General features: G+C 75.3%; 4 protein-coding genes. All 4 read right to left on the minus strand.

What is annotated here, in order from left to right; translation table 11 throughout:
* Positions 1 to 1,978 (minus strand): hypothetical protein (locus D7X12_RS35670; RefSeq protein ID WP_120629672.1); only part of this gene is annotated, 1,978 nt, incomplete at its 3' end.
* 91 nt (positions 1,979 to 2,069) lie between these two features.
* Positions 2,070 to 3,104: a trypsin-like peptidase domain-containing protein gene (locus D7X12_RS35675; protein ID WP_120629673.1), complete on the minus strand. Its 1,035-nt coding sequence runs from the start codon at positions 3,102 to 3,104 to the stop codon at positions 2,070 to 2,072.
* Positions 3,105 to 3,316: 212 nt separating this feature from the next.
* Positions 3,317 to 5,683 (minus strand): alpha-2-macroglobulin family protein, encoded by a 2,367-nt coding sequence (locus tag D7X12_RS35680; protein ID WP_120629675.1) that lies wholly within the window; start codon positions 5,681 to 5,683, stop codon positions 3,317 to 3,319.
* Positions 5,680 to 8,799, minus strand: coding sequence for an MG2 domain-containing protein (locus tag D7X12_RS35685; RefSeq protein ID WP_120629674.1), 3,120 nt, complete (start codon positions 8,797 to 8,799; stop codon positions 5,680 to 5,682). The genes D7X12_RS35680 and D7X12_RS35685 overlap by 4 nt, the downstream gene beginning before the upstream one ends.
* Positions 8,800 to 8,936: the final 137 nt, after the last annotated feature.

Genomic DNA, 8,936 nt, shown 5'->3' on the forward strand with positions numbered 1-8,936 from the left:
CCTGGGGCCTCTGGGAGAAGGGGTCCAGCGTCACCGACGAGGCCGGGGCCGGGGGCGCCTGCATCCGGGTGCCCGCGGCGACCTGCTGGCGCCGCGTGGCGTTGCGCGCGAAGAGTTCGTGGGCGGCGCGGTACTCCGGCGCGGCCAGGTTCGCTTCGCCCTTGTCCAGGTGCGCGCGCGCCGCGTCCAGGCGCGCGTCCACCTCCGCCTCCCAGTCCGACCGGGTGCTCAGGTCCCCACCGGCCTCCACCTGGGCGGCGGCCACCGCTTCGTCCAGGTTGTCCACCAGCGCGCGCAGGTACAGCGCGTGCGCGGACTGGTAGTACAGGAAGGCCTCGTCCACGCTGGCCGACTTGCGCGCGCGCGCCCGGATGAGCTTCTCGCCCACCTGCGCCCGCAGCTGCGCCCACTCCTCCGGCGTGAAGCCGCCCGGCAGCTCCTTCCCGCCGATGGAGCCCTCCAGGTCCGACAGGAGGATTTCGAGGAACGCCTCGCGCGCGGCCTCCACCAGCCGCCGCGAGGTGTCCAGGTCGGGCCCCGGGAGCTGCTGCCGCGCGCGGTGCAGGTACAGCGGCAGCTCGCCCTGGAGCCGGCGGCTCACCGGCTCATCCCCGCGCTGGACCCTCATCGTCTGGGATTGCTGCTCCAGCTCCGACAGGCGCGCCTCCAGCACCGCGCGCGCCACCGCCTCCAGGTCGAGCGTGCGCAGCGACTGCGCCTGTTCGGTGAAGTCCGCGGACGTGGCCTGGTCGTTCTGGAGCAGCGCCTCCACCGACTTGAGCTTCCGCTCCGCGTCCAGCAGCGCCACGCCCTTCAAGCCCTCCAGCTGCCGCAGGAGGACGGACCAGAGGGAGAAGAGCTGGAGGCGCGCCTCGAAGAGGGCCAGCACGGAGTCCTGCACCGCGAGCCCGCTCAACGGCCGCTGGATGTTCTCCAGCAACGCGTCCACCTGCCGCCGCAGCGACGCGGCCACCGTCGCCTCGCGCTCCAGCGGACGGGCGGGCACCAGCTCCTGGAGCTTGTGGCGCGCGGCCTCCGCCCGGCCCCGCAGCGTCACGCGCGGGCGCACGCGCTGCACGTAGAAGCGCACCGCCGCGGACGTCACCACGCCCAGGAAGATGAGGAACGCGCCCCACATGGCGGGCGACTTCACCCAGATGGTGAAGGTCTGATCCACCGGCGTGCCCTGGGGCACGAGCAGCCGCACCGTGCCGGTGTACTCGCCGGACTCCGGCAGCCCGGACACGTCCAGGTTCAACAGGCCGGTGCCGTGGGCGGGCACCTGGAGGACGCCTCCCGCGCCCGGCCCCTCCTGCGCGCCGTCCGCGGCCCGGAAGACCCAGCGCGCGTCCTGCGCCTGCACGGGCGCGGCGCCGTTGCCCGCCCCGCCCTCCTTGCGGTCCAACTGCACCACCGCCGCGGGCCCCACCGCGCCGCCCACGCCCGCCGTCTCCCGGAAGGACAGCCGCACCGTGGCCTTCCCGGAGAAGGGCCCCAGCGTCCAGCCGCGCGCGGGCGCCACCGGGTAGAACTGCACCGTCGGCGCCGCCTCCACGCGCTGGACGAAGAGCGGCGTCACGTCCCGCGCGCCGTCGCCCAGCAGCACCACGCGGCCCCTGTACTCCCCGGGCCCGGGCAGGTCCGCCGACAGCGTCACCATCACCGGCTGCCGCGAGGAGATGGGCGCGTCCGCCGCGCCGTCCGTCGCGCTGCCCACGCGCACCGTCACCGGCACCTGCGTGCCGTCCTCGGCGAGCAGCGGATCCGCCAGCACCGTCACCCGCGTGTCCGCCGGGCCTCCGTCCTGGGCGGCCGCAGCGCCCCCTTCCCCCTGCGGAGGCAGCAGGTCCACGCGCAGCACCGTCTCCACGTGCGGGGTGGACGTGCGCAGCCGCACCTCGTTGTTGGAGGTCAGGCCCGCGATGCTGAAGCGCGGCGCGGCGAGCGCGAGCGTCGGCAGCAGGCAGAGCAGGGTCACGGCCCCGCGGTTTCGAGCTGGAAGGCCCATGCGCGGGGACGATAGCAGTCCCCCACCCCGACCCCTCATGCACGTCTCGCGCGAGGGTCCTTCAGTCCCAGCCCAGGCGGCGCAGCACCCCGGGAGACAGGCTGGCGCGGATGGTCTCCAGGGGGATGCCCTCGTCGTCCTCGGCGGCCTCGTGGCCGGGGCGCGGATCCCCGCTGTGGTGCAGCGCGACCAGCTCCAGGTCCTGCGTGAAGCACGGCGAGCCGGATGAACCCGGGTGCGTGTTGGTGCAGTACGTGACGCGCGTGAGCGAGCGGTTGACGCCCTGGAACGTGTCCAGCGCCACCTGCATCGGCCGGCCCTTGGGGTGCTGCATGACGAGCGCCAGCACGCCGGGCGTGAAGGACGTGGGCGACGCGGACAGCGGGATGAAGCCGCGCGGGCGGGCCCCCAGCAGCTCCTCCCCGGGGGCGTCTTGAATCTGCAGGAAGGCGTAGTCCAGCTCGTCGTGCGTGGCCTCGCGCGGGCGGGGGTGCATGAGGTCCGCGGGGCTGTGCGGGCTCTGCGCCAGGCACGCGGCCACCGGGAACACGCGGCCCGGGTGCACCGCGATGCGGTCCGGCAGCACCTTCAGGTCGAAGCGCACGCGCAGCGCCTGCACCCACCGGTGCTCGATGACGTGCGAGTTGGTGAGCACCACGTCCGGCGCCACCAGGAAGCCGGTGCCCAGCGCGCGGCCTCCTTCCAGCTCCACGCGGCACACGCGCCGCGACAGGGTGGCCAGCCGGTCCCTCCAGAGCTCCGGCGTCAGCGCCTGCTTCGACGCCTGGATGATGCGCGCCAGCGCGCTGCCGGACACGCTGCGCTGCACGGAGGAGAAGTACGTCTGGAGGAAGCGGCGGATCCGCGGATGGCCGGGCGCCGCCGCCTGCGCGCCGCGCACGAGCGTGTCCGTCCACCCTTCCGCCTCCGCGGTGTGCACGAGCGCGCGGGCCCGGGCCGCACCCTCGCGCTCCACGGGAGGCACGAGGTCGCGGCCGCATTTCACCGTGACCATCCGGTGGAGGTCCTCCACCGAGGTGAAAGCGCCCTGGAGGGCGTGGGTGAGTTCCTCCCGCTCGGAGCCTTCAAGCTCCATCCGTGTCCTCTCGCGGCCGCGCGCAGTCACGCCTGCCGTGTGACTTGCAGTGTACGCATGCGGGCAGCGTTTGCACCGCGCACGGAGCGCTCGCCGGGCCGGGCCCCCGCCGCGCGTCCACGGGCTTCCCCACCGCCGTCCGCTGCTGGACGAAGTCCAGGGGCCCGCGGACCAGGAGTGGGGAATGACCCGACCTGATACAGCCCCCGGGTTCAGCGCACCGCCCAGGTGGTGGGTGGCAGCGACGAGGCGAGGTCCGGCCGGCCGGGCACGCCCAGCCGCGAGGCGCCCGCCTGCAACGTCCCGGCGAGCGTGGGCAGCACGCGGAAGTCCACCTGCACCAGCTCACCCTGTGCGCGCGAGGCGAGGCGCAGCGACAGCGCCCCGTCCTGCACGTCCCAGGACGTCACCCGCCCCGAGGCCACCAGCGCCTCCAGGCTCGCGGGGTCCACCTGCACACCCGCGGGCAGCTCCTGTTGGAACAGCAGCGGCAGGGACGAGGGGGCGCCCACCTGCACCCGCACGTCGGCGAGCTGCCCCACGCGCGCCTCCTTCGGCGCGACCACGGCCAGCTGCAGGCCGCCCTTCTCCTCGCGCTTCCACGGCACCGCCGCGGCCAGCGACAGCGAGAAACCCAGCCCCGGCACCGCAGGCTCCGCGCGCACCGTCCACGCGTGCGTCCCCGCCGAACCCGGCGCGGCCGCCTCCAGCGCCAGCACCTCGCGCAGCGCCTTCGCGTCGTAGGTGCCCTCGGTGACGGTCTGCCCGTCGCGCGTGAGCGTCACGCGCACCTGCGCCGGCAGGGGTTCGCGGAAGAGCACCAGCGCGGCGCGCAGGCCCACGCGGTTCGCCTGTCCATCCCCCCAGCCCTGGCCTGGCGTGTAGCGCGCGAGCAGGAAGGCGCCCAGGTCCGCCAGCGGGGCCTTCGCATCACCCTGGAGGGCGAGCACCGCCATCGCCGTGGCCTCCACCTCGGAGGGCTCGGCGCCGTCCGCGCGCACCATGCCCGGCTCCACCGGCAGCGACGCGGTGCCATCCGCGCCCTGCTTCAGCGCGTCGCGCACGCGGGTGCGCAGCGCATCCGCGACGGAGCCCGTCACCGCGCCTTCGGCGAGCAGCACCGCCGCCGTGTAGCCGTCCTTCACCTGCGGCAGGTAGCGCTCGAAGACACCCGCGGAGCGCGCGGTGAAGGCCAGCGCGCGCTGCTTTCCCTCGGGCGTGCCCGTCGTCGCGCGCACCGTGCGGGCGCAGTCCGCCGTCGCCACCAGCAGGCGCTGGAGCGTCCAGCCGTCGCCGCCCTGGCAGGTGCCGTCCGGCCGCTGCGCCTTCGCCACCATCCCCACGAGCCGCTCGCCCAGCCGCGCGAGCACCGGGTTCTCCGGGTGGGCCAGCGCGCCTTCCGCCAGCCGCGTCGCCACGTCCACCGACGGCGCGCGCGCGGCCCGGAGCACGCGCTGCCCCGCGACCATCGACAGGGCCTTCAGCGCCTCCTTGTCCGGCGTCTCGCCCAGCGCCTTCAACAGCTCCGGCGCCTGGCCCGCGAGCAGCAGCGCGTACGCGTCCGCCGCGACATCCGCCGGCCTGCGCTCCACCGCCGCCAGCTCCGCGCGCACCACGCCCAGCGCGCCCGGGTACACCTGCAGCCGCACCCGCTCACTGCCGGGCTGCGCGTCCGCCGGGCCCACCAGCGACAGCGTGCGCGGCGCCGCCAGCGACCCGCCCCGCGTCTGGACCACGGGCTGCCCGGTGGCCCACACGTCGAAGTCGCGCACCACCGCGTCGGTGTCCCCCAGCGAGGCCCGCACCGTCACCGGGCCCGCGCCCTGGGCCCGCACCGTCACCACCGCCACGGTGCTGCCCCGCGCGGGCACCTTCACCGAACGCGCGCCGTCCTCCACCTGCGCGCCCCGCACGTCCACCTTCAGCGCGGCCACCACCTCCTTGTCGGTGGTGTTCACCACCTGCACCGGCAGGCGCACGGTGTCGCCCGCGCGCAGGAAGGGCGGCAGCACCGGATCCACGTAGGTGGGCAGCGTGCCCGCGAAGGACGTGACGGCCCCCGCCTGCGCGCCGGAGCGTGAGTGCGCGAGCGCCAGCACCCGCCACTGCGTCAGCCGGTCCGGCACGCGCACGGGCACCGTCGCCGCGCCGCTCGCGTCCGTCACCACCAGCGGCTCGAAGAGGAACGTCTCCGGGAACCACGCGCGGGTGGGCGCGGCCGCTGCGTCCCCGTCGTCCTTCTCCGCCTCCTGCTCGGAGGGCGCTTCGGACTCCGCGTCCATGGACACCGAGGGTGACGGAGCCGCTCCCATGCCGCCGCCTCCGGGCCCCGTCCCGCGCCCGCCCATCCCCTTCGCGCTGAAGTCCTTCATGCTCTTGCGCTTCGCCATCGGCGGCGGTGCCGCCTGGGCATACCCTTCCTCCGCCATCGGGGGGGCCATGGCCGCGACAGGCATCGGCTCGGCCGCGAGCGCGTCAGCGGAGGACGCTCCGTTGCGCATCATCGCCACGGCCCACACGCCCATCACGAAGCCCACCACGAGGCCACCGGCCCCGACCTTCACCGCGCGCGAGCTCATGGCGCCTCCCGGGCGACCCACGCGCCCCAGTTCACGACGTCTTCCGGCAACCGCGTTCCACTCACCACCACCGCGCGGGGATCCGTCAGCGACAGCAGGTCCGGAGGCAGGCGCGACAGCCGCAGCTTGCGTCCGAACGCATCCGTCACCTTCTCCCCCCGCTGCTCACACGCCGCGAGCGACGCTGACCACAGCCGCGCCAGGCCCGCCGGGTCCAACGTCTCACCCGCGGGCGCCGTCTCCTCCCACTTGCGCGTCTGCGCGTGCAGCTCCGTCAGCACCGCGTAGAAGGGCTCCGTCAGCTCCGCGTCCGGGGAGAAGGGCGTCATCGCGCCCGCCGTCACGCGCGTCTCCAGCTCCTCCGGCGGAGGCACCTGCGTCACGCGCAGGAGCGCCGCCGCCGCCGCGTTCGCGCCGCGGATGCGCCCCATCGCCAGCGCCTGGCCGTCCAGCACGCCGAAGGCCGGCGTGGACACCGTGGGCGAGGGCCGCAAGCCGCCCAGCGCGTCCGCGCCCGGCAGCGGCGCGAGCTGCGAGAGCATCTCGTCCACGCCGAAGAGACCCACCGCCGCGGGCCCGTCCTTGCCGTCCACGACCGTGCGGACCTGCAGGTGCGCCAGCGCCCCGGGCGCGTACGCGGGCTTGTCCGGCGACACCTCCACCGACAGCTTCGCGCGCGGCGCCACGTACACGCGCGCCCGCGCGTCCACGCCCTCCACCTCGGCCCAGCCCTCGAAGTCCGCGGGCAGCGTGAAGCGCGCCGAGCGCGTGGCCGTGTCCACCGGCTCCTTCAGCCGCGCCTGCCCCGCCACCAGCACCAGCGTCCGGGGCAGCTCGCCCTGGAAGTCCGGGCCGCGCAGCAGCTCCACCTTCACGGCCTCCCCCGCCTTCGCCAGCACCGGCGTCGCCCGCAGGCGCAGGGCCGGCAGTCGCGCGGGGCGCACCACCCACTTCGTCTCTCCCACGTCCTGGCCATCCCACTTCGCCCGCACCTTCAGCTCGTAGCCGAGGAAGGTGGTGGCCCGGGCCTGACGGGCCTGCCCCGGTCCCTCCTGGGGCTGCACGGTGAAGCGCACCACGCCCATGGACGCCCCTTGCGTCGAGCCGTCCTCCTCCGAGCCGTCCTCCGAGGCCTCCAACGCGGACGCCGGCACGCGGATCCGCGCGAAGCGCTCCTTGATGCACGAGAGCGCCGTCGCCGGGAGCACCGACTCCCGCGACGTCCCAGGGACCCACGACACCGCCACGTCCCGCTTCCCGGCCACCTGTCGCCACGCCAGCGTGATGGGCAGGTCCGAGGACTCCGTGAGGGTGGGCGGCAGGCACGCGCGAGCGTCCAGCGCGGGGACGGACAGCGCCTCGGCCACCGCCTGCTCATCGCCGAAGGCCGCCTCCGGCTGCGGCTCCAGCAGGGGCAGGCCGGGGTCCGTCACGTAGAACTGGAGCGCGAGCATCCGCTCCCTGCCGGAGGACAGCGGACGTCCGCGCAGCACCGTGGCCACGCAGGCGTCCAGTCCCTCATCCGCGCCAGCCACGTCCTGCACCTGCCCCGACGGGGCCACGCGCGCCGCGAGCGTCACCGTGGAGGACCCGGTGGACGGAGCGACGAAGCGCGCGCAGGGATGCAGCGCGGGCAACAGGCGCTCCAGCGCGAGCTGATCCCCCATCGACGCCTGCCCTTCCTCGTTCAACAGGTCCCTCGCCGACGCGAGCCGTACGGGCGGCGGGCGCGGCTGCACGCGGACGGGCTGCGGCGGCACCACCACGTTCACCGCGGGGCCGGGATCCAACTGGAAGGCGGCCACGCCGTCCTCGTCCGCCACCGCGCGCACGCCGGGATCCGCCGGATCCCACGCGCGCGTCACCGTCACCTCCGCGCCCGGCAGCACCCGGCCCGCCGCGGTGGTGGCACGCAGGTAGACGCGGTTGTTGAAGCCCGCGACGAGCCCGTCCTCCAGCTCCGTGACCGAGGACACGGCCAGCGCGTCCTCGGACAGCAGCAGCGACACCGCGCCCCGCACCGGCTCGCCCGTGGCGTCCTTCGCCTCCACGCTCGCGCTCAGGGTGGCCTGCCCGCGCAGGTCCGCGGGCACGCGCGGCAGCATCACCCGGAAGCGGCCCGTCGCGTCCGTGCGGGCCTTTCGGGGTAGCGCGCCCCCGAGCCACTCCGGCGGGGGCGGCCACGCGCCCGCATGGCTCCACGTGAGCGCCACGTCCGTGTCCGCCACCGGCGCGCCGGACGCGTATGACACCTGGCCCGTCACCTCCGGCGTCTCGTCCGCGCGCCAGAAGGGCTTGGGGCTCTGGGCCTCCAATCGCAGACGCGGCAGGCTGAAGGGCTCCACCGTGAAGCGCGCCTCACCGGACGCGCCGCCGCTCGTCCACGCCACCGTCCACTCGCCCGTGGGCGCGCCCCGGTCCAGCGGAAGGTCCCCGGCCACCACGCCCCAGGGCCCCGCGGGGGCGCGCTCCTCCAGCACCACCTCACCGGAGGGGTCCGCCACCTTCCACGTCCCCGGCCGCCCGTCGAGCGGCGACAGGTCCTTCGCGCGCAGCGCCACCGCGCGGAAGCGCACCCGGTGCCCGGGCTCGTAGAGAGGGCGGTCCGTCAGCACCCGCACCCGCGCCGGCGCGTACAGCGGCAGGGCCGCCTCCACCGTGTCGCTGCCCAGCGGCGTGGTGACGCGCGCGCGCAGCCGGTAGTCGCCGTCCGGCACCTGGGGCAGCGTCACCGGCGCGGTCAGCGGGCCGTCGCCCTCGCGCTCCCAGCGGGCCTTCGCGTCCACCGGCAGGGGCGTCTCCTGGCCGGCCGCGTCCAGCAGGGACAGCACCGCGGTGCCCCGGCCCACGCGCCCTCGCAGGGCGTTGCCGTGTTCGTCCACCCCGTGCGCCTCCGCCCAGATGGCCACGCGGCTGGAAGCGCCTCGCGCCAGGCCCTCGGCGGACAGCCCCACCGTCTGGCGGAACGCGCCGTCCGGACACTGGGGGACCTCCACGCCCTGGAACACCCAGGCGGAGAGACACCGCCCGGACGCGGCCATGGCCAGGCCGCCTCCCACGAGCACCACGCCAAGCCCTCCGGCCACCCACCACCGGCGCTGGATGCGAACCGTCATGCACTCACCCCTTCAGGCACTGTACGCCGGAACGTCCGGGGAAGGTCCCGCCCCCACCCCTTTGTCCGTCTCTTATAGACCTCTCCGCGCCCACGAGACCGGAGCCTCTCTCGTCTCCCCTCTTCGGCTTACAAAAA

Source organism: Corallococcus sicarius, from assembly GCF_003611735.1.
Lineage (GTDB): Bacteria > Myxococcota > Myxococcia > Myxococcales > Myxococcaceae > Corallococcus > Corallococcus sicarius.